This window comes from Enterobacter cloacae complex sp. SHL020 (assembly GCF_049236945.1).
Lineage (GTDB): Bacteria > Pseudomonadota > Gammaproteobacteria > Enterobacterales > Enterobacteriaceae > Enterobacter > Enterobacter dykesii.
Genome location: NZ_JBMKJF010000009.1, coordinates 129,511 through 149,983, shown reverse-complemented (window position 1 = coordinate 149,983; position 20,473 = coordinate 129,511). Strand labels below are relative to the sequence as shown.

Sequence of the window (20,473 nt, the reverse complement as noted above, 5' to 3'; positions counted from 1 at the left end):
GCGTGCGCTCCTGGTTGCGTGCAGGTTTACGGCCTTCTTTCTGAGGCAGTTTATGGTTTGTCACAAATTTCAGAGTTATACCCGGAATTTTCTCCGTATCTGGACGTCATAATCAACTGCCACGCTCGCCGTGGCAAAGAATAAAAAGGATTAAGGAAAGAAGATGAAAAAACGCGTACTCGTTATTGCCGCTCTGGTGAGCGGTGCACTGGCTGTTTCTGGCTGCACAACTAACCCTTACACCGGTGAGCGTGAAGCGGGTAAATCCGGCATTGGCGCGGGTATCGGCTCGCTGGTCGGCGCAGGCGTTGGGGCGCTCTCCTCCTCCAAGAAAGACCGCGGTAAAGGCGCGCTGATTGGCGCCGCGGCGGGTGCGGCACTGGGCGGCGGCGTTGGCTATTACATGGACGTGCAGGAAGCGAAGCTGCGCGACAAAATGAAGGGAACCGGCGTGAGCGTGACGCGCAGCGGCGATAACATCATCCTGAATATGCCGAACAACGTGACCTTCGATAGCAGCAGCGCAACGCTGAAACCAGCAGGCGCAAACACCCTGACCGGCGTGGCGATGGTGCTGAAAGAGTACAATAAAACCGCCGTTAACGTGATTGGCTATACCGACAGTACCGGCAGCCAGGATCTGAACATGCGTCTGTCTCAGCAGCGCGCCGATTCCGTGGCCAGCTCGCTGATTACCCAGGGTGTTGAAGCGAACCGTATCCGCACCAGCGGCATGGGCCCTGCCAACCCTATCGCCAGCAACAGCACGGCGGAAGGCAAAGCGCAGAACCGCCGCGTTGAGATTACGTTAAGCCCAATTCAGTAGGTAAAAGCAAAACGGCAACGCTCGTTGCCGTTTTTAGTGGTTGCACCCTCTCCCGTGGGAGAGGGTTGGGGTGAGGGCACCAGACCGCACCCTCCGGTAAGCGCAGCGCCACCGGGCAAATTACTTGATTCGTCTGATTTTCCCGTTAAGGTATTCTCACTAAATTCAGGGAAATCAGCGATGAGCAAACCAGCCCGGGCCACCATCAGCGACGTGGCGAAAGCCGCCAAAACCGGTAAAACCAGCATTTCGCGCTACCTCAACGGCGAGAAACACCTGCTGTCCGACGCATTGCTGGCGCGTATTGAACAGGCCATTGCCGATCTCGACTACCGTCCCAGCCTCATGGCGCGGGGGCTCAAACGCGGCCGCACCCGCCTTATCGGGCTAATCATCGCCGATATCACCAACCCCTATTCCGTTAACGTGCTCAGCGGTATTGAAGCCGCCTGTCGCGAGAAAGGTTTCACGCCGCTGGTCTGTAATACCAACAACGAAGTCGACCAGGAGCTGCATTACCTCGATCTGCTGCGCAGCTATCAGGTCGAAGGGATCGTGGTGAACGCGGTGGGCATGCGGGAAGAGGGTTTAAACCGCCTGCAGCAGTCCTCTCTGCCTATGGTCCTCATCGACCGTAAAATCCCGGAATTTGCCTGCGATGTGGTCGGGCTGGATAACACCCAGGCCGCCACGACCGCCACCGAACATCTGATCGAACAGGGTTTCGAGGCCATTCTGTTTCTGAGTGAACCGCTAGGGATGGTCAATACCCGTCGCGAGCGTCTTAGCGCATTTCGCGCCACGCTGGAGCGATATCCCGGCGTGATCGCCGAAAATGCCGAAACGCCGCTTCACGAAGCCGACCAGCTCGACAACACCCTGCGCCAGTTCCACACGCGCCGTCGCGGGATGCGCAAAGCCGTTATCTCCGCCAACGGGGCGCTGACGCTTCAGGTCGCCCGCTCGCTCAAGCGCATTGGCCTGCACTGGGGCAGCGATATCGGTCTGCTGGGGTTTGATGAACTGGAGTGGGCGGAGCTGGCTGGCGTCGGCATCACCACACTCAAACAACCCACCTGGCAGATTGGCTATGCTGCTGTTGAACAAGTGGTTCGTCGCATTGAAGGCACCAGCGATGCCGTTCGCGAGCAGGTCTTCTCCGGAGAGCTGATCGTTCGCGGCTCCACTGTGCGTTAATTTTCCCTTGTGATACCGATCATAAATTCGACATCCTGACCTTTTCTTTGGAACCGGTTCCATCTAGCGTAATAGTATTGATATGTTGCGATGGAGTCCGAAGATGGGCAGGAAAATTATGGTGGTCACCGCCGCGTACGGTGCGGAACAGGTGCGACAGGCAGGCGGCCAGCGGGCAATGCTTCCCGTTATTGCAGGCGCGGGGGCAGACGGCGTGGAGATCCGCCGGGAACTTTTCAGCAGCGAAGAGCTGCTGACGCTGCCTGCGCTGGGCGAATCCATTGAGCTGCTGGGCCTGCTGGCGTGCTACTCCGCCCCCGCCGCCCTGTTTATGCCCGACGGCACCCTCAACCCGGACCTGACCCGCTATCTCTCTGAGGCCAGCACCCTGAACGCCCTGTGGCTGAAGGTTTCCCTGGGCCATTTCCGCGATGTGCAGCCTCTCGACACCCTGCGTAGCCTGCTGAACGCAAGCGGCATGGCGCTGGTCGTGGAGAACGATCAGACCGACTGCGGACAGCTCGCGCCTATGCAGCGCTTCCAGGCCGCCTGTCGGGAAATGGCTTTACCCATCACGCTGACCTTCGACATGGGCAACTGGCTGTGGGTCGGTGACTCCCCCGAAGAGGCCGCCCGTCACCTTGCCCCTGCGGTGAGCTATATCCACGTGAAAGCCGCCGTGCCGCATAAAGATAACTTCCGCGCCGTGGCGCCGGACCACGCTGATGCGCGCTGGCTGGATCTGCTCGGCCAGCTGCCTGCTGATGCCCCGCGCGGTATCGAGTTCCCGCTGGAAGGGACGGATTTAACCGCCGTTACCCGCCATTACGTCAACCTGCTGCGCGAGGAGTAAACCATGCACAAGACGCTGGATGTCATCACGATCGGCGAGGCCATGGCGATGTTTGTCGCCACCGAAACGGGCGAGCTGAGCGCGGTAGAGCACTTTATCAAACGCGTCGCAGGCGCAGAGCTAAACGTCGCGACCGGCCTGGCGCGTCTCGGCCTGAACGTCGGCTGGGTCAGCCGCGTGGGGGACGACAGCTTTGGCCATTTCGTTCTCGACTCGCTGAAAAAAGAGGGAATTGATGCCGCAGGCGTCACCCTCGATGGACGCTTCCCTACCGGCTTTCAGCTTAAATCTAAAGTCGAAAATGGAACCGATCCCATCGTGGAGTATTTTCGTAAAGGATCGGCGGCAAGCCACCTCTCTGTAGAAGACTACCACGCCGACTATTTCGCCTCTGCGCGCCATCTGCACCTGAGCGGCGTGGCGGCAGCACTATCCGCCACCTCGTATGAGCTGCTGGATCACGCGGCAGCCACGCTGAAAGCCAAGGGAAAAACGATCTCTTTCGATCCAAACCTGCGCCCGGTGCTGTGGAAAAGCGAAGCGGAAATGGTCGAGAAGCTCAACCGTCTGGCGTTCCAGGCGGACTGGGTTCTGCCGGGCCTGAAAGAAGGGATGACCCTGACCGGCAAAAGCACGCCGGAAGGCATTGCCGATTTCTACCTGAATAAAGGGGTAAAAGCGGTGGTGCTGAAGACCGGCGCCGATGGCGCATGGTTTAAGACGGCCGACGGCCAACAGGGCGCGGTCGCGGCGGTGAAGGTTGAGAACGTTGTCGACACCGTCGGCGCGGGCGACGGTTTTGCCGTGGGCGTGATTAGCGCCCTGCTGGAAGGCAAAACGCTGCCGCAGGCCGTGGCGCGGGGCAACAAGATTGGCTCGCTGGCCATTCAGGTGCAGGGCGACAGCGAAGGATTACCAACGCGAGCAGAGCTCGGCATTTAAATTCCCTCTCCCTGTGAGAGAGGGCCAGGGTGAGGGCAGCAAGCCACACCAAATAATTAAGCCACCGTGTACCCTACAGACAACGGCGGTAACAACCTCAACAACAGAGGCAAGCCTATGAACAGTTCGACCAATGCAGTAAAACGCTGGTGGTACATCATGCCAATCGTGTTTATCACGTACAGCCTGGCGTACCTTGACCGTGCCAACTTCAGCTTCGCGTCCGCGGCGGGGATCACAGAGGACCTTGGCATCACCAAAGGTATCTCCTCCCTGCTGGGTGCCCTTTTCTTCCTGGGCTACTTCTTCTTCCAGATCCCGGGCGCGATTTATGCAGAACGCCGCAGCGTGCGTAAGCTGATCTTCGTCTGTCTGATCCTGTGGGGCGCCTGCGCGTCACTGACCGGCGTGGTAAACAATATTCCTGCCCTGGCCGCCATTCGCTTTATCCTAGGTGTCGTTGAGGCGGCGGTCATGCCGGCGATGCTGATCTACATCAGCAACTGGTTTACCAAATCTGAACGCTCGCGCGCGAATACCTTCCTGATCCTCGGTAACCCGGTCACGGTGCTGTGGATGTCGGTGGTGTCTGGCTACCTGATCCAGTCCTTCGGCTGGCGCGAGATGTTTATCATCGAAGGGGTGCCGGCAGTGATCTGGGCATTCTGCTGGTGGGTACTGGTAAAAGATAAACCTGCCCAGGCGAAATGGCTTTCCGAAGATGAAAAAGCGGCGCTGCAGGCGCAGCTGGATAAAGAACAGCAAGGTCTGAAGGCGGTACGCAACTACGGTGAAGCCTTCCGCTCGCGCAACGTGATCCTGCTCTGCGCGCAGTACTTTACCTGGAGCATTGGCGTGTACGGCTTTGTGCTGTGGCTGCCGTCGATTATCCGCAGCGGCGGCGAGAACCTCGGCATGGTAGAAGTGGGCTGGCTCTCTTCCGTACCGTACCTGGCCGCGACCATCGCCATGATCGTCGTCTCCTGGGCGTCGGACAAGCTACAGAACCGAAAATTGTTTGTCTGGCCGCTGCTGCTGATCGCTGCTTTTGCCTTTATCGGCTCGTGGGCCGTGGGTGCAAATCACTTCTGGGCCTCTTATACCCTGCTGGTGGTCGCCGGTGCCGCCATGTATGCCCCGTATGGTCCGTTCTTTGCCATCATCCCGGAAATGCTGCCGCGTAACGTTGCGGGTGGCGCGATGGCGCTGATTAACAGCATGGGTGCGCTGGGGTCGTTCTGCGGCTCCTGGTTCGTCGGCTACCTGAACGGTGCCACCGGCAGTCCGTCCGCATCATACATCTTTATGGGGGTGGCGCTTTTCGCCTCCGTGTGGCTTACTCTGATTGTTAAGCCTGCTAATAATCAACAACACCCTGTTGGCGCACGCCACGCCTGAATCCTTAAAAATCAACGGAGATTAGCATGAAGCCGTCCGTCATTTTGTACAAAGCACTGCCGGAAGATCTGCAGAAACGTCTTGAAGAACACTTCACCGTCACGCAGGTGAAAAACCTGAGCCCGGAAACCGTGGCTCAGCACGCCGAAGCGTTCGCCAGCGCCGAAGGCCTGCTGGGTTCAAGCGAGAAAGTGGATGTCGCCCTGCTGGAGAAAATGCCGAAGCTTCGTGCTACCTCTACCGTTTCCGTGGGTTACGACAACTTCGACGTGGATGCCCTTAACGCCCGCAAGATCCTGCTGATGCATACGCCGCATGCCCTGACGGAAACCGTGGCCGACACGCTGATGGCGCTGATGCTCACCACGGCCCGTCGCGTGGTGGAAGTGGCTGAGCGCGTCAAAGCGGGCGAATGGACAAAAAGCATTGGACCGGACTGGTTCGGCGTGGACGTTCACGGCAAAACGCTGGGCATTGTCGGTATGGGGCGTATCGGGCTGGCGCTCGCGCAGCGCGCGCATTTTGGTTTTAACATGCCGATTCTGTATAACGCGCGTCGCCATCACGGTGAAGCCGAAGAACGCTTCAACGCCCGTTACTGCGAGCTGGATACCCTGCTGCAGGAAGCAGACTTTGTTTGTCTGGTACTGCCGCTGACGGACGAAACGCGTCATCTAATTGGCAAATCCGCATTTGAAAAAATGAAGAAATCCGCCATTTTCATCAACGCGGGTCGCGGCCCGGTGGTGGATGAGAAGGCGCTGATTGAGGCCCTGCAAAACGGTGAGATCCATGCCGCAGGTCTGGACGTGTTTGAGCAAGAGCCGCTGCCGGTGGATTCGCCGCTGCTTTCGCTGCCTAACGTGGTTGCGCTGCCGCACATCGGCTCAGCCACCCATGAGACGCGCTACAACATGGCGGCCACTGCGGTCGATAACCTTATCGCCGCTCTTAGCGGAAAGGTGGAGATAAACTGCGTGAACCCGCAGGTGCAACGATAGAAACGAAAAAACCCGCCAGAAGGCGGGTTTTTGAATTTTGTGCTACTGGGTTGGAAGCTTACAGGCTTACAACGTTACCAGCTGCTGGGCCTTTAGCGCCGCTTTCGATGGTGAAGGAAACTTTCTGACCTTCGTCCAGAGATTTGTAGCCATCGTTCTGGATAGCAGAGAAGTGTACGAACACATCTTTAGAGCCATCGTCAGGAGTGATGAAGCCGAAACCTTTATCAGCGTTGAACCATTTTACCAGACCAGTCATTTTAGCAGACATAGAAATTACCTTATTAACAAATATATTGTGCCTTCCGGCTTGATGGATTGCGTTACAGATTTTTAAGCGATGAAGGAAGGGTCACTACGAAGGGTATCTATGGATAACAATCTGGACTGCTTTACTAAACTGCTTTAGGTCTGTGTAACAAACCGACGGGGATAGTTATACCGATGTGGTAGATGAATGACAAGCGTTATTTTCGATATGCATAAAAAAACCCCGCAAGAAGCGGGGTTTTTTCGGTTTATTCTGTGGCCGTGACTGCGGCACTCCAGGCCTGGCTAAAGGCCTGATGCTGGGAGGCTAGCGGCCCAATCAGCGTATTGTACTGGCTTGCCTGCTGCGAGGTCGGGAACTGAATGCCGTTGGCAACAAAGCTCACCTGGGTATCCTGCTGGGCGATAAAGTCACCCACCTGAACCAGCTGCTGCGTGAAGATTTGCGCGGCCGGAATCAGCGGTTGCAGCGCTTCAGACGGTTTCGTCACCACTTTCTCGTACACTTTGTCGAAGACAGGTTTGAGATCGTCACCCTGCTTCAGCGCAGAACGTGACGCGTCAGCCTGCATTTTCGCATTCTGCAACTGCTGGCTCAGTACGCCAAGCGCACCGTTGGACTGGCGAAGCGGTTCGCGCTGCGTCATATAATCCTGCGGAACGCGAATGGCGTTCACGCTATCCACTACCGGGCGGATACCGGAATCCATCGCCTGACTCACCTGCTGTGAATAACCATAAAGAATGGCGTAATCGGACACGAAGGGGCCAAACTGTTTTTTCTGATCCGCAGTCAGCGTCGGCAACCGCTCGCCGCTGCGCATCACTGTATTCTGCAGAAAATCGATAAACGCTTTGCGCTGATCGCCTTCTTTATCAAAACACCCACTCAGGCTAACAACCATCAACAACGCCGCAATAGGCGCAAACCAGCGAGAGCAGGACTTTCCTGTCGCCATTTTATTACTCCTTTCACCCAAAAAAGCGCACACCGGCACATGCGTGCCCGACGCTGACAAGGATAGTCCAGGTCAGCCTTGCAAGATACTCTTTTCATGCAAAACGGCTATTGCCGATTTATTTCTTACCATTTACAAAAAAATACCTGCCGAAGCCGACATATGACTAATCAGGTAATTAGCATAACTATCCATATCGCTGAATCGCGTAAAGCGATCGTTATCGCACGATTAATCACACCCGTGACGATCCTGGGTTCGTATTAGGGACTATTCTTAACTGGCTCTCTGATGTTCTTGATCACGATGTGAGATTTAAGAGGAGTCCTCAATGGAATATAAAGATCCTGAGTTTGAGCTGCTGAGCAGCCTGGAACAGATCATTTTTAAAGACGTACCGCAGGCGATTACCCTGCAACAAAAATCCAATCCCTTTACAGAATACGAGCAATTGCGCAAAGGGACAGGACTGAAAACAGAAGAATTCGCCAGAGCGATGGGTGTCAGCGTGGCTATGGTGCAGGAGTGGGAGTCAAAACGTGAGAAACCCACCCCAACCGAGTTAAGGCTGATGCGCCTGATTCAGGCCAACCCTGCACTCAGCAAACAGATAGCGTAGTGAAGATTGAATGCCCCCGCCTCTGCGGGGGCTTGTGTTTTAAAGGCTCTCGCAACGCCAGCCCGCCTCTTCCCATACCCACTCATGCGTTAACGTTAAACCTCTTAAAAAAGCCTCGTCGTGTGATACCACCAGCAGCGCGCCGGGGAAACCGGCCAGTGCCGCTTCAATGGCCTGGACTGAGGCCAAATCCAGATGGTTGGTCGGTTCATCCAGCAGCAAAAGCTGGGTAGCCTCCGCGCGCCACAGCACGCAGGCCAGAGCGGCCTTGAGACGCTCGCCGCCGCTGAGCTCCGCCAGCGGGAGCGTAACTTTGTCAGCACCCAGTTGAAGCTGCGCCAGACGGGTTCGCAATACCCCTTCTTCCAGAGGCGTATGACTCAGGTTGAGATGCGTCATGACCGACTGCGAAAGATCGAGCCGGGAAAGATGTTGGTCGAGATAAGCGCAGCTGACGGAAACCCTACAGGTACCCGAACGGGGAGCAATCTCGCCGAGGATGGTTTTTAACAGCGTCGATTTTCCGCAGCCGTTCGGTCCCTTTAACGCCACGCGCATCGGTCCGTCCATCCGCCAGTTGAGTGGAGGAACAGGCACATGCGGCAGCACCAGATCCTCCAGCACCAGTACCTGCTTCCCCTCCGGGATCTGACTCCCCGGCAGGGTGAACATTACCGGGTTATCTTCTTCAACGCGTTCACGCGCCTTGCTTACCGCGGCGTTCAGGGCTTCATTTTGCTCGCTGTGCTGTTTTTTCCAGGAGCCGATCCGCTCCTTTGCCGCGCCTTTATATTTGACCCGCTCGAACGACGCGATATTCAGGGTATCGACGGTCCGCAATGTCTTTGCCGAACGCCGCTGGCTGTCATCATGCTCTTTTTGCATGCGTGCCCGAGTGCGTTTACGCTCGGTTGCAGCATGTTCCAGCGACGCGCGGGCCGCCTGCTGTTCGGCATCGCGCTGGGTTTGATAATCAGCATAATTCCCGCCGTAGCTGCGCAGACCCGAGGCGCTCAGCTCAAGGATACGCGGCACCTGCTCCAGCAGCTCGCGGTCATGGGAAGCCACCAGCACGCCGCCCTGAAAACGGCTGAGCTGATCGTAGAACCACGCCCGGCCCTGTCGGTCCAGATGGTTAGTGGGTTCGTCCAGCAGCATGAAATCCGCCTCAGCCGTAAACGCCCCGCACAGCAGGGCGCGAATGCGCTCGCCGCCGCTGAGCTCACCGGCAGGTTTATCCGGGTCAAACGGCGGGAGATTCGCATTGATAAACGCCTCGCTCAGGCGCTCGGCCACATCCCAGCGGCCGTCGAGCGTGTCCAGATCGTCAGGCTGGTAATCGCCGCTGTCGATGCGCTTACGCGCCGTAAAAATCGCGTCATACCCGAGCAGTTCAGCAAGCGTCGTCTGCGGCGAAATGACGTGCTGCTGCGCCACCCAGGCATGCGAGCCAAAGCGTTCAATATGACCGGAAGCCGGTTCGTCCAGCCCCGCCAGCAGACGCAGCAGACGCGTTTTCCCGCTGCCGTTGCGGCCAACCAGCGCGCACAGGGAGGGTTCCAGCGTGAGATTCAGCGGACCAAAAAGGGTATCGCCCGTCAGAAACTGACAGGTGACCTGATGCAAAATAAAAGAAGGGGACTGCGCAAAATGAGCCATAAGCACTCCTGAATGAAATCAAAACATCCCCTGCAGACGCGGTGGCGTTTAGCAAGGGTCGAAATTCATCAGTCGTGTTTGTTCATTTTTGGGGGGCACTCCAGCGCGAGAAAGTTAACGCGTTAAGGATAGCGGTAATGTGTTGACGGTTTCAAGGTTAAATTTTGGGCGATTTGTACTCCCTCTCCCTTTGGGCTGAGGGATCCTCACCAAATATTGTCTGCACTGACGGCCCCCTCTCCCTTGAGGGAGAGGGCTGGGGTGAGGGGAAGCATACGGCTCTGGTGGTCATTCCGTTCACTTTATGTTCCTTGCTACTCTGTAAAGACAATACCCGTGAACGTGCCAGGGTGGCTCAGCCGCCACCACCCTGGCTACCCGGGCTCCCGGCGGTAAATCGCCGCTACGCGGTACCTTCGGCTTATTCCTTCCGGCTTATCGGGGACGGGCGGAGGTAACATCCCTGTAAAGCCCGCCCTCTCGGCGCATCCATGCGCCTCGCCCCGGCCTGCAGGAAACGCCTCAGCGATTTACAGCCGGACCATAGCGTCGCTGTAAGACCTCTGCCCGCAGTATGCTTTTCATTGCGGTAATTTTGCGAGTCTCTTTCCAGAAATGGTAATATCCTCAGTGGCATAGCTCAAATCTATTGCCGCCTGTTTTGATGAGCAGTAAGTTCTCCTTGCACCTGCAAAATCAGGTGCCGGGTTTAGCATCCTGGCTTATCTTATCGGCGGCACATTATGTGCAGCATGCTTTGCTACATCTCAATGGTGGGCTGAGCAGGGGCATCGAAAGATGCGCCGGTATCCGATAAGGCCGGTAATGCTAACTCTGTTCAGTCCACCACCAGCGAAGTTAGCATTTCCGGTGGTGGAAGCTTTATCACTTATCGGAGGCTGCCAATATGGCTACTACCCCAACCCAAGCTCATTCTTTATTCACCCTGCCCTTCAACCACGCCACCGACTTCACCGAACTGGCGGATAACTGCGAACGTTTTACCGACGCACTGGTAGATTGCGAAGAACCCGCCCCAAAAATGGCGCTTTACGGCAGACTTTATGCCTGTCTGAATCTTCTGCAACCCACGCTTCTGGAACCTGTTCCGGACGCTTTAAAAGCCAGACTGACCGTGAAGGAACTCCCGTCACGCGTTCCGTCTTTCGAACCCGAATGCGATCAGCTGGGGCGCTACTGTCAGGAGCTTACGCAGATGCTGATGAACGGCTCACTGCCGCGACAATCTGAAATCGTTATGGAAGATTTGCTGTGCGGGCTGGTCAGCTACTTTGCCGATACGCTGAAGGCACCGCGCTGGCTACAGACAGACGAAGGCACAATCGCGATCGGCTAAACCTGCCGGATGGCGCTGCGCTTATCCGGCCTACAAAAGACCCATAAAAAAACCCGCCGAAGCGGGTTTTTAGCATTTGTAACAGCGGGCCCATTACTGCAGCAGCGAAATATCCGCCACGCGCAGGAACAGCTCGCGCAGTTTATCGAGCATAGAGAGACGGTTAATACGCAGCTCTTTATCTTCTACGTTCACCATCACTTTCTCGAAGAAGGCGTCGATCACGTCACGCAGCTCGGCCAGCTCCACCAGCGCTTCCTGGTAGCGACCTTCCGCGAAGTAAGGCTCGAGCTTGTCGCGCAGCACCACAACCTGCATCGCCAGCGCGATCTCTTCCGGCTCTTTCAGGGTTGCGGCGTTCACGCGCTCGTTCAGCGTCTCGTCGGATTTCGCCAGAATGTTGGATACACGCTTGTTGGCCGCGGCCAGGGCAGATGCCGCTTCCAGGGTACGGAAGTGGGAAACCGCCTTCATACGCGCATCGAAATCAGCCGGACGGGTTGGACGACGCGCCAGCACCGCCTGAATGGTGTCAACGGTGTAACCTTCGTCCTGATACCACGCTCGGAAACGACCGAGCATGAAGTCGATCACGTCATCCACAACCTTCGCGTTAGTCAGTTTGTCGCCGTACAGACGCACCGCTTCTTCGGTCAGGGTCTGCAGATCGAGGTTCAGGTTCTTCTCAACGATGATACGCAGCACGCCGAGCGCAGCACGACGCAGCGCAAACGGGTCTTTGTCGCCTTTCGGATGCTGACCGATACCGAAGATACCCGCCAGGGTGTCCATCTTATCGGCGATCGCCACGGCGCAGGCAACCGGGTTAGACGGCAGTTCGTCACCCGCAAAGCGCGGCTGATACTGCTCGTTCAGGGCGACGGCTACATCTTCCGCTTCGCCATCGTGACGCGCGTAGTGCATGCCCATCACGCCCTGGGTGTCGGTAAATTCGAACACCATGTTGGTCATCAGGTCGCACTTGGACAGCAGGCCCGCGCGAGTCGCGTGGTTGACGTCCGCACCGATTTCACGGGCAATCCAGCCGGACAGCTCCGCAATACGGTCGGTCTTGTCGCGCAGCGTACCCAGCTGCTGCTGGAACAGCACGGTCTGCAGGCGCGGGAGGTTATCTTCCAGACGCTTTTTACGGTCGGTGTTGAAGAAGAACTCTGCATCCGCCAGACGCGGACGAACGACTTTCTCGTTACCGGAGATAATCTGGATCGGATCTTTCGATTCGATGTTTGCCACGAAGATGAAGTTTGGCAGCAGCTTGCCGTCGTTGGCGTAAACCGGGAAGTACTTCTGGTCACCCTTCATGGTGTACACCAGCGCTTCAGCCGGAACGGCCAGGAATTTCTCTTCGAACTTCGCCGTCAGCACAACCGGCCATTCAACCAGAGAGGTCACTTCTTCCAGCAGGCTGTCGCTCAGGTCTGCGTTACCGCCAATCTGGCGCGCCGCTTCTTCAGCGTCCGCTTTAATTTTGGCTTTACGCTGCTCGTAGTCGGCAATAACCTTACCGCGCTCCAGCAGGATCTGCGGGTACTGGTCAGCATTGTCGATGGTGAACTCAGGCTCACCCATGAAGCGGTGGCCGCGGATCACGCGATCGGACGCCACGCCCAGAATGGTCGCCGGGATAACGGTATCGCCCAGCAGCAGGGTCACGGTGTGAACCGGACGCACGAAGTGCACGTCGGACGCGCCCCAGCGCATCAGCTTAGGAATCGGCAGCTTCGCCAGAGAAGTGGCAATCATGTCCGGCAGCAGCGCTTCCGCGCTTTCGCCTTTCACGTGCGCACGGTACAGCAGCCACTCGCCTTTATCCGTGGTCAGACGCTCGGCCTGATCGACGGTGATGCCGCAGCCGCGCGCCCAGCCTTCAGCCGCTTTGCTCGGCTTGCCTTCCGCGTCAAACGCCTGGGCAATCGCCGGGCCACGTTTTTCGACTTCGCGATCCGGCTGAGACGCCGCCAGATTTGCCACTTTCAGCGCAAGACGGCGAGGTGCGGCAAACCACTCAATTTTACCGTGTGCCAGGCCAGCGTTATCCAGCTCGGCGGTCACGTTCGCAGCGAAAGATTCAGCCAGGCTGCGCAGGGCTTTTGGTGGCAGCTCTTCGGTGCCGATTTCCACCAGGAAAGTTTTCTCAGACATGGCCGCCTCTTATTTGTTTCGGTTGCACATCGGGAAGCCAAGGGCTTCACGGGACGCGTAGTAAGCTTCTGCAACGGCTTTGGTCAGGGTACGAATACGCAGAATGTAGCGCTGACGTTCAGTCACGGAGATAGCTTTGCGGGCGTCCAGCAGGTTGAAGCTGTGGGCGGCCTTCAGAATACGCTCGTAGGCGGGCAGCGGCAGCGGAGTCTCCAGCGCCAGCAGCTGCTGCGCTTCTTTCTCATACTGCTCGAAGCAGGTGAACAGGAAGTCCACGTCCGCGTATTCGAAGTTATAGGTGGATTGCTCCACTTCGTTCTGATGGAACACGTCGCCGTAGGTGGTTTTACCCAGCGGGCCGTCGCTCCAGACCAGGTCGTAAACGCTGTCTACGCCCTGAATGTACATGGCCAGACGTTCCAGACCGTAGGTGATTTCACCGGTGATTGGCTTACATTCCAGACCGCCAACCTGCTGGAAGTAAGTGAACTGGGTCACTTCCATGCCGTTCAGCCACACTTCCCAACCCAGACCCCAGGCACCCAGCGTTGGGTTTTCCCAGTTATCTTCCACGAAACGGATGTCGTGGATGGTTGGATCCATACCCAGCTCTTTCAGCGACCCGAGGTACAGTTCCTGAATGTTGTCGGGTGATGGCTTAATCACCACCTGGAACTGATAGTAATGCTGCAGACGGTTCGGGTTCTCACCGTAACGACCATCGGTCGGACGACGGGAAGGCTGCACATACGCGGTCGCCATCGGCTCAGGCCCCAACGCGCGCAGGCTGGTCATCGGGTGTGAAGTGCCGGCGCCGACTTCCATGTCCAAAGGTTGAACAATGGTACAGCCCTGACGAGCCCAGTAATCCTGTAAGGTCAGGATCAGGCCCTGGAAGGTCTTGGTATCAAACTTTTGCATAGTATTTCGTGCTGGATACGTGTGGTTTTAAATGGAAGGGACCAGTATACCCGCTGGCTGCAAGATATACAGTACGAAACGGGGTTGTTTAGGGAAAATTGGGGAAATAAGCCTTCCGGCCAGAACGCTGACGGCGTCTGGCTGTTGATTATACGAGCAGGCTAGCGCATGGAGAGGTGTAAAAACTGACCGTCCGCATCAAACGAGCAGACAAAGCCCTCTTTGCGCGACGTATGCCCCCGCAGCTCATAGCTTCCCTGAAAACGCTCAAACCCGGTGACATCAATTTTCTGCACGTCCGAGTTATAGCGGCGAGCGGCGCGATCTTTACAGAGCGCTTCCATATTCAGTGAACGTTCCGGGCTCATTTTACCCTGCTGCGCTTTTTGCACAGGTGCTTCTTGCGACGCGCTGCATCCCGCCAGGATCACCAGCAGAAAGAGTGACGCCACACGCTTCATCATCATTTTTATTACCGCCCTGGTCAGTGGCTGTTATTTTTAGTATCAAAGCTTTTATAGATTACGGTCCGGCATTCTGCGAATCTCGCGGCCTCCCTACAAGCCTGCGGAATAAAACTCAGAATTTTCCAAGCGAAGACTTTTGGACAATGGCAGTCACACTCAATTTACAGGGAATACGAGGAACCGATGCAGTCAAAAATTAACTGGATTGATAACCTGCGAGGAATAGCGTGTCTGATGGTGGTCATGATCCACACGACGACCTGGTACGTCACGAATGCCCACAGCATCAGCCCCGTTAACTGGGATATCGCCAATATTCTCAACTCTGCGTCACGCGTCAGCGTGCCGTTATTCTTTATGATTTCCGGCTTTCTCTTTTTTGGCGAGCGCAGCGCGCAGCCGAGGCATTTTATCCGCATAGCGGCCTGCCTGGGATTCTACAGCGCCGTTGCCCTGCTCTATATCACCCTGTTCACCTCCATTAACGCCGGGCTATCGCTGAAATACGTGCTGCAAAAACCGGTGTTCTACCACCTGTGGTTCTTCTTCGCCATTATCGTTATCTATCTGGTCTCCCCGCTCATCCAGGTAAAACACGTCAGCGGGAAAATGCTTCTGGCCCTGGTGGTGGTGATTGGCATTGTCGCCAACCCGAATACGCTCTCACAGAAAATCGACGGATTTGAGTGGTTGCCGATCAATCTCTATATCAACGGGGATACTTTTTACTACGTGCTTTACGGCATGCTGGGGCGCGCCATCGGGATGATGGACACGCAAAAACGCGGGCTGAACTGGCTCTGCGGGGCGCTGTTTATCGCTGGCGTGGCGGTGATTTCACGCGGGACGCTGCACGAGCTGCAGTGGCGCGGCAATTTTGCCGATACCTGGTATCTCTATTGCGGGCCGATGGTCTTTATCTGTGCCGTTTCGCTGCTCACGCTCGCCAAAAATACCCTGAACGCGCGCGCCCTGCCCGTGCTGAGTCTTATCTCGCGGCACTCTCTCGGGATTTACGGTTTTCACGCGCTGGTGATCCACGCGCTGCGCACGAGAGGCGTTGAGCTAAAAAGCTGGCCGGTGCTGGATATGGTCTGGATTTTTGCCGCCACGCTGGCGATCAGCCTGCTGCTGTCGATGCTGCTGCAAAAAATAGACGTTCGCCGCTTCGTCAGCTAACGCTGCGCTGCCGGGCGCGATGGTACTGGCGCGGGGAGGAAAACCCTGCCGCCAGTGAAGCCTGCTCCACGCCGCGCCCCTGCAATAGCCACTGCTCCGCCACCGCCAGACGCAGCTGTTCCAAATAATCGCGAACGCTAATCCCTAAATATGACTGGAAAAGCCGGGTGAGATGACGCGGGCTGACGTGCGCCAGCGCGGCAATGTCAGGCAAGCTCCACGTTTTTTGCGGCTCGGCGGTGAGCGCATCCTGCGCCCGATGGATCGCCGGATGAAGATGATTGCGGTAGCGCAGCCACGGGGATAGCTGGGGATCGTCACCGGAACGGCGGAACCAGACCACCATCTCACGCGCTACGGTCAGCGCCTTTTCGGGGCCGCACAGGCGGTTAATCATGTGCAGCGCCAGATCGATGCCAGAAGTGATCCCTGCGCTGGTCCAGATGTTCTCATCCTGCACAAAGATGCGGTTTTCTTTAATCGTCGCCGTGGGGGTCGCGGTGCGTAAACGGCTAATAACGTCATGATGGGTCGTGCACTGTCGGTTGTTCAGCAGGCCCGATTTCGCCGCCAGTAAGGCCCCTGAACAGACGCACATCACGGTGATTTCCTGGCGCTGGATCTGCGGCTGCAGGCGCATCAGCCAGTGCTGGATCTGCTGCGCCTGTGGCGTTGAAAACTGACTGCGGGAGTCGCTCACACCCGGCAGCACCAGCAGGCTGCCTTCCGGGAGACGATCCGGCAGCGGCTGGATGCCGCTCATCGTCAGGCCAATGGACGTCGGAACCTCAGATTGCGGGCCAATGTAATGCAGGCGAAACGCGTCGCCTGCGAGCACAAAGGTCTCTGCCGGTCCGGTCATGTCTAATGACAGCACCCCGGGCAACATCACGAACCAGACGTCGATGCGCATTACAATGACTCCAGCGTCTCCGCTACCGTTTTAATCTCGGCAAAACGCCCGGTCAGCACCGTCTCGGTACGATGGCGAATTTCCGCTGCGCTAAGGGTTATCCCCTTGTACGTCATGGGAAACGTCAGCGTTGCCTCACTAACAAAGGTCACAGCATAACCCAGATCGGATGCCACCCGGGCGGTGGTTTCACAGCATTGTTCAGTACGAATGCCGCAGATAATCAGCTGGTTGATATCACGCTCGCGCAGCCAGCGGTCAAGCCCGGTATCCGTGAAGGCATTATGGACGTGTTTCTGGAAAACCACATCCGGCTGATGACGCAAAAAGGCCATCGGTTTGACAAAGCCGCTTTGCAGCGTGAAGGGGCCATCTTCATCCACATGGAAAATATCAACGACCGGAATATTGCGCGCCTGGCAGCCTTCAATCAGCCCCAGCATCGCCTGCTGAAAGGCTGGGATCTCGCTTTCCTGCCAGTAATTGCGATGATGAAATGACTGCTGAGTATCAATGTTGATTAATGCAGTGCGTGACATGATGGATCTCCTCGCCAGTGGGTGTGACACCATACTGGCAAGGAAATGAAGGCACGCACAGACCAAAAAAGGACATCCTCGTGCCTCTCCCGGACAAGCGTATTTACGACATGAGCGGCAGCAGCTGCTGGTAGATTTTGCGGAACACGTCGCGCCTTTCCACGTACCGCGCATGGCGCGCCGCGTCAGGGAGATGCGCCTGTTCAAGCGTAAGCTGCGGCAACAGTTGCGAAAGCGGTTGTTCCGGATGAATGGCTATCTGCGCCAGACGCGCGGCACCGAGCGCGGGCCCGACATCCCCTCCGGTGCGGAAATCCAGCTGCAATCCGCTGATATCAGACAGCATCTGACGCCAGTAAGGGCTTCGCGCACCGCCGCCAATCAGGGTGACGCTCGTCGGTTTCAGGCCGCAGTCGTGCACAACGTCCATCCCGTCGGCCAGCGCATACCCCACGCCTTCCAGAACCGCGCGCGCCAGCTCTGCCGGGCCATGTTGATGAGTTAAGCCAAAGAACACCCCTTTCGCTTCCGGGTTGTTGTGCGGCGTACGCTCGCCGGAAAGATACGGTAAAAACCAGACGGTACCCGCAGCGTCATCCGCCTGCTGGGCTGCGGAAATGAGCGCCGGAACGTCGGCCATGCCGGTGAGTTTTGCCGCCCAGTCCAGGCAGGATGCCGCACTGAGCATCACCGACATCAAATGCCATTTCCCGGGAAGGGCATGACAGAAACTGTGCACAGCGCTTTCAGGATTACTGCGATACCCGTCGCTGACGGCAAAATAGACGCCGGACGTTCCCAGCGACAGCATCGCCTGCCCCGCCTCAACCATGCCGACACCGACAGCGCCCGCCGCGTTATCGCCGCCCCCGGCCACCACCGGTACGGCTGGCATATTCCAGCGTTCAGCAACGGCTGGCAGCAGTGCGCCTGTCACCTCACAGCCTTCGTACAGCCCGGGCATATGTTCCCGGGTCAGATGGCAGGCATCCAGCATCGCCTCGCTCCAGTCGCGTTTCGCCACGTCAAGCCACATGGTGCCCGCGGCATCGGACATGTCGCTGGCGAAATCGCCCGTCATGCGAAAACGCAGATAGTCTTTCGGCAGCAGGACTTTCGCCACCTGACGGAAAATCTCCGGTTCATGGCGCTGCACCCACAGCAATTTGGGCGCAGTAAAGCCGGGCATCATAAGGTTGCCGGTAATCTCGCGGGAATTGGGCACGCGTTCCTCAAGAAGCGCGCACTCTTCCGCACAGCGGCCATCGTTCCAGAGGATCGCAGGACGCAGCACGCGATACTGGCTATCGAGCAGCGTAGCGCCGTGCATTTGTCCGGCAATTCCCAGCGCTTTCACGTCACGAAGGCTTTGCTGCTCACCTAAGGCTTTGATTGCGCGATCCGTCGCCTGCCACCACTGCTCCGGATCCTGCTCCGACCACAGCGGATGCGGACGTGAAACCTGCAGCGTTTCCGTCTGCGTTGCTAACACGTCGCCCTGCTCGCTCAACAGGATGGCTTTCACACCCGATGTGCCAAGATCGATCCCGATATACATTACGGTGACTCCTTTAACAGAAATGCCCGGTGGCGCTAACGCTTACCGGGCCTACGTGCATCTTCAGCTCAATCACTTATCAAACAGATAGTGGTTTACGAGATTTTCCAGCAGCTCCTGGTGCCCGCTCTGGTGCTGCGGCGCCAGCTGCTGTTGTTCAGCGTACTTCGCAATATCCGCCAGCGATAACTGACCTTTTAAGATTTGCTGGCCCAGCTCACTGTTCCAGCCGCTGTAACGCTTCGCTACGCGTTTATCCAGCTCGCCGTCTTCAATCATGCGCGCGGCCACTTTCAGCGCCAGCGCCATGGTGTCCATCGCGCCAATGTGGCCGTAGAACAGATCGTATTTATCGGTGCTCTGGCGACGTACCTTGGCATCAAAGTTCAGGCCGCCGGTGGTGAAACCGCCCGCTTTGACGATCTCGTACATCACCAGCGCATTCTCTTCCACGCTGTTCGGGAACTGGTCGGTGTCCCAGCCCAGCTGCGCGTCGCCACGGTTCGCATCGACCGAGCCGAAGATGCCCAGCGCAATCGCAGACGCGATCTCGTGGTGGAAAGAGTGGCCCGCCAGCGTGGCGTGGTTGGCTTCAATGTTAACTTTAATCTCTTTTTCCAGGCCGAACTGCTTCAGGAAGCCGTACACGGTCGCGACGTCGTAGTCATACTGGTGCTTGGTTGGTTCCTGCGGTTTCGGCTCGATCAGCAGCGTGCCGCGGAAGCCGATTTTGTGCTTGTGGTCGACAACCATCTGCATAAAGCGGCCAATCTGCTCGCGCTCCTGACGCAGGTCGGTATTGAGCAGGGTTTCATAGCCTTCGCGGCCACCCCACAGGACATAGTTCTCGCCACCCAGCTGATGCGTAGCGTTCATTGCCGTCACAACCTGCGTGGCCGCCCAGCTAAACACTTCCGGATCCGGGTTGGTGGCCGCACCCGCGCCGTAGCGTGGGTTGGTGAAGCAGTTTGCCGTGCCCCAGAGCAGCTTCACGCCGCTTTGCTGCTGTTTTGCCGCCAGTACATCCACCATCTGCGCAAAATTGTTCAGGTACTCTTTCAGCGACGCTCCTTCCGGCGACACGTCCACGTCATGGAAGCAGTAGTACGGCACGTTCAGCTTGTGGAAGAACTCAAACGCCACATCGGCTTTGCGCTTTGCCAGCTCGATAGCCTCACCAGGCTGCTGCCACGGGCGGTCAAAGGAACCCACGCCGAACATATCGGCGCCATTCCAGCAGAAGGTATGCCAGTAACAGGCGGCAAAGCGCAGATGATCTTCCATGCGCTTACCCAGCACCAGCTCATCCGGGTTGTAGTGACGAAATGCTAAAGGATTGGTCGTTTTCGGGCCTTCGTAACGAATACGATCGAGTTGGTCGAAATAAGCTTGCATATTGAGCTCCATAATCAGGGTATGCGGCGAGTCGTTGATACAGGAGTAATAGTGAATAGACATTTTGGGTTGCTCAATTACGTTATTTCACACTGCTATTGAGAGAATGCACAACTGTGCGCTGGCTCGCAAAATAATGCGCAGACAAACTATTTTTCGGCGCATATTCCAGAATCAAATGTAATTAAGACGTTACGTATTTTAAAATCCGATCGCGGTCATAAATTCAGAAATAAACCAAATATCATAATGAGAAG

General features: G+C 56.9%; 19 protein-coding genes and 1 pseudogene. 10 read left to right on the top strand and 10 right to left on the bottom strand.

What is annotated here, in order from left to right; genetic code table 11:
• Nucleotides 1-163: 163 nt before the first annotated feature.
• The 6 genes from ACOTZB_RS19070 (at nt 164) to ghrB (ending at nt 6,217) form a co-directional block, all read left to right on the top strand.
• Nucleotides 164-826 carry an OmpA family lipoprotein gene (locus ACOTZB_RS19070; protein ID WP_008502762.1) on the top strand — a complete coding sequence of 221 codons (663 nt, stop codon included), beginning with the start codon at nt 164-166 and terminating at the stop codon, nt 824-826.
• A 180-nt stretch (nt 827-1,006) separates the two neighbouring features.
• Nucleotides 1,007-2,023, top strand: coding sequence for a LacI family DNA-binding transcriptional regulator (locus ACOTZB_RS19065; protein WP_421628176.1), 1,017 nt, complete (start codon nt 1,007-1,009; stop codon nt 2,021-2,023).
• A 103-nt stretch (nt 2,024-2,126) separates the two neighbouring features.
• On the top strand, nt 2,127-2,876 hold the full coding sequence (locus ACOTZB_RS19060; RefSeq protein WP_193805476.1) for a sugar phosphate isomerase/epimerase family protein: 750 nt from the start codon (nt 2,127-2,129) through the stop codon (nt 2,874-2,876).
• Between the two features lie 3 nt (nt 2,877-2,879).
• Nucleotides 2,880-3,818: a sugar kinase gene (locus ACOTZB_RS19055; protein WP_421628174.1), complete on the top strand. Its 939-nt coding sequence runs from the start codon at nt 2,880-2,882 to the stop codon at nt 3,816-3,818.
• A gap of 117 nt (nt 3,819-3,935) precedes the next feature.
• Entirely contained in the window at nt 3,936-5,216 is a 1,281-nt protein-coding gene (locus ACOTZB_RS19050) for an MFS transporter (RefSeq protein ID WP_023309951.1), read from the top strand.
• 26 nt (nt 5,217-5,242) lie between these two features.
• Nucleotides 5,243-6,217: a glyoxylate/hydroxypyruvate reductase GhrB gene (gene ghrB, locus ACOTZB_RS19045; protein ID WP_193805474.1), complete on the top strand. Its 975-nt coding sequence runs from the start codon at nt 5,243-5,245 to the stop codon at nt 6,215-6,217.
• Between the two features lie 58 nt (nt 6,218-6,275).
• On the opposite strand, the gene cspE is transcribed toward ghrB, so the two are convergent.
• Both cspE and ACOTZB_RS19035 read right to left on the bottom strand, forming a co-directional pair.
• A complete protein-coding gene (gene cspE / locus ACOTZB_RS19040) occupies nt 6,276-6,488 on the bottom strand; it encodes a transcription antiterminator/RNA stability regulator CspE (protein ID WP_003860775.1) in 213 nt (70 codons plus the stop codon).
• Nucleotides 6,489-6,735: 247 nt separating this feature from the next.
• Nucleotides 6,736-7,446: a DUF3053 domain-containing protein gene (locus ACOTZB_RS19035; RefSeq protein WP_023309949.1), complete on the bottom strand. Its 711-nt coding sequence runs from the start codon at nt 7,444-7,446 to the stop codon at nt 6,736-6,738.
• 331 nt (nt 7,447-7,777) lie between these two features.
• Between ACOTZB_RS19035 and ACOTZB_RS19030 the strand changes: the two genes are divergently transcribed.
• A complete protein-coding gene (locus ACOTZB_RS19030) occupies nt 7,778-8,065 on the top strand; it encodes an HTH-type transcriptional regulator (protein ID WP_029740975.1) in 288 nt (95 codons plus the stop codon).
• Nucleotides 8,066-8,104: 39 nt separating this feature from the next.
• Here the strand turns inward: ACOTZB_RS19030 and ACOTZB_RS19025 are convergent, their stop codons facing one another.
• Nucleotides 8,105-9,724 (bottom strand): ABC-F family ATP-binding cassette domain-containing protein, encoded by a 1,620-nt coding sequence (locus ACOTZB_RS19025; RefSeq protein WP_193805473.1) that lies wholly within the window; start codon nt 9,722-9,724, stop codon nt 8,105-8,107.
• Between the two features lie 839 nt (nt 9,725-10,563).
• On the opposite strand from ACOTZB_RS19025, the pseudogene ACOTZB_RS19020 reads away from it, so the two are divergent.
• Nucleotides 10,564-10,743, top strand: a pseudogene (locus tag ACOTZB_RS19020) (hypothetical protein); the annotation flags it as partial.
• Nucleotides 10,671-11,081, top strand: coding sequence for a hypothetical protein (locus ACOTZB_RS19015; protein ID WP_322626692.1), 411 nt, complete (start codon nt 10,671-10,673; stop codon nt 11,079-11,081). The pseudogene ACOTZB_RS19020 and the gene ACOTZB_RS19015, both read left to right, overlap by 73 nt.
• Before the next feature lie 93 nt (nt 11,082-11,174).
• Here the strand turns inward: ACOTZB_RS19015 and glyS are convergent, their stop codons facing one another.
• The 3 genes from glyS to ACOTZB_RS19000 all read right to left on the bottom strand — a co-directional run bounded on the left by glyS (nt 11,175) and on the right by ACOTZB_RS19000 (nt 14,632).
• Complete coding sequence (gene glyS, locus ACOTZB_RS19010; RefSeq protein WP_126330509.1) at nt 11,175-13,244, bottom strand: glycine--tRNA ligase subunit beta; 2,070 nt, start codon at nt 13,242-13,244, stop codon at nt 11,175-11,177.
• A gap of 9 nt (nt 13,245-13,253) precedes the next feature.
• Nucleotides 13,254-14,165: a glycine--tRNA ligase subunit alpha gene (glyQ, locus tag ACOTZB_RS19005; RefSeq protein WP_003860141.1), complete on the bottom strand. Its 912-nt coding sequence runs from the start codon at nt 14,163-14,165 to the stop codon at nt 13,254-13,256.
• A 161-nt stretch (nt 14,166-14,326) separates the two neighbouring features.
• Nucleotides 14,327-14,632, bottom strand: coding sequence for a YsaB family lipoprotein (locus tag ACOTZB_RS19000; protein ID WP_193805470.1), 306 nt, complete (start codon nt 14,630-14,632; stop codon nt 14,327-14,329).
• Between the two features lie 183 nt (nt 14,633-14,815).
• Here ACOTZB_RS19000 and ACOTZB_RS18995 point away from each other — a divergent pair, with 183 nt between their 5' ends.
• The gene (locus tag ACOTZB_RS18995) at nt 14,816-15,811 is read left to right on the top strand and encodes an acyltransferase (protein ID WP_421628171.1); all 996 of its coding nucleotides are present in this window, start codon (nt 14,816-14,818) and stop codon (nt 15,809-15,811) included.
• Here ACOTZB_RS18995 and ACOTZB_RS18990 read toward each other — a convergent pair.
• The 4 genes from ACOTZB_RS18990 to xylA all read right to left on the bottom strand — a co-directional run bounded on the left by ACOTZB_RS18990 (nt 15,804) and on the right by xylA (nt 20,216).
• The gene (locus tag ACOTZB_RS18990) at nt 15,804-16,724 is read right to left on the bottom strand and encodes a GlxA family transcriptional regulator (RefSeq protein WP_421628169.1); all 921 of its coding nucleotides are present in this window, start codon (nt 16,722-16,724) and stop codon (nt 15,804-15,806) included. The genes ACOTZB_RS18995 and ACOTZB_RS18990 overlap by 8 nt on opposite strands.
• The gene (locus ACOTZB_RS18985; protein ID WP_421628167.1) at nt 16,724-17,263 is read right to left on the bottom strand and encodes an isochorismatase family protein; all 540 of its coding nucleotides are present in this window, start codon (nt 17,261-17,263) and stop codon (nt 16,724-16,726) included. The genes ACOTZB_RS18990 and ACOTZB_RS18985 overlap by 1 nt, the downstream gene beginning before the upstream one ends.
• 103 nt (nt 17,264-17,366) lie before the next feature.
• Nucleotides 17,367-18,821, bottom strand: coding sequence for a xylulokinase (gene xylB / locus ACOTZB_RS18980; protein WP_421628166.1), 1,455 nt, complete (start codon nt 18,819-18,821; stop codon nt 17,367-17,369).
• 72 nt (nt 18,822-18,893) lie between these two features.
• Nucleotides 18,894-20,216, bottom strand: coding sequence for a xylose isomerase (gene xylA, locus ACOTZB_RS18975; RefSeq protein ID WP_421628186.1), 1,323 nt, complete (start codon nt 20,214-20,216; stop codon nt 18,894-18,896).
• Nucleotides 20,217-20,473: the final 257 nt, after the last annotated feature.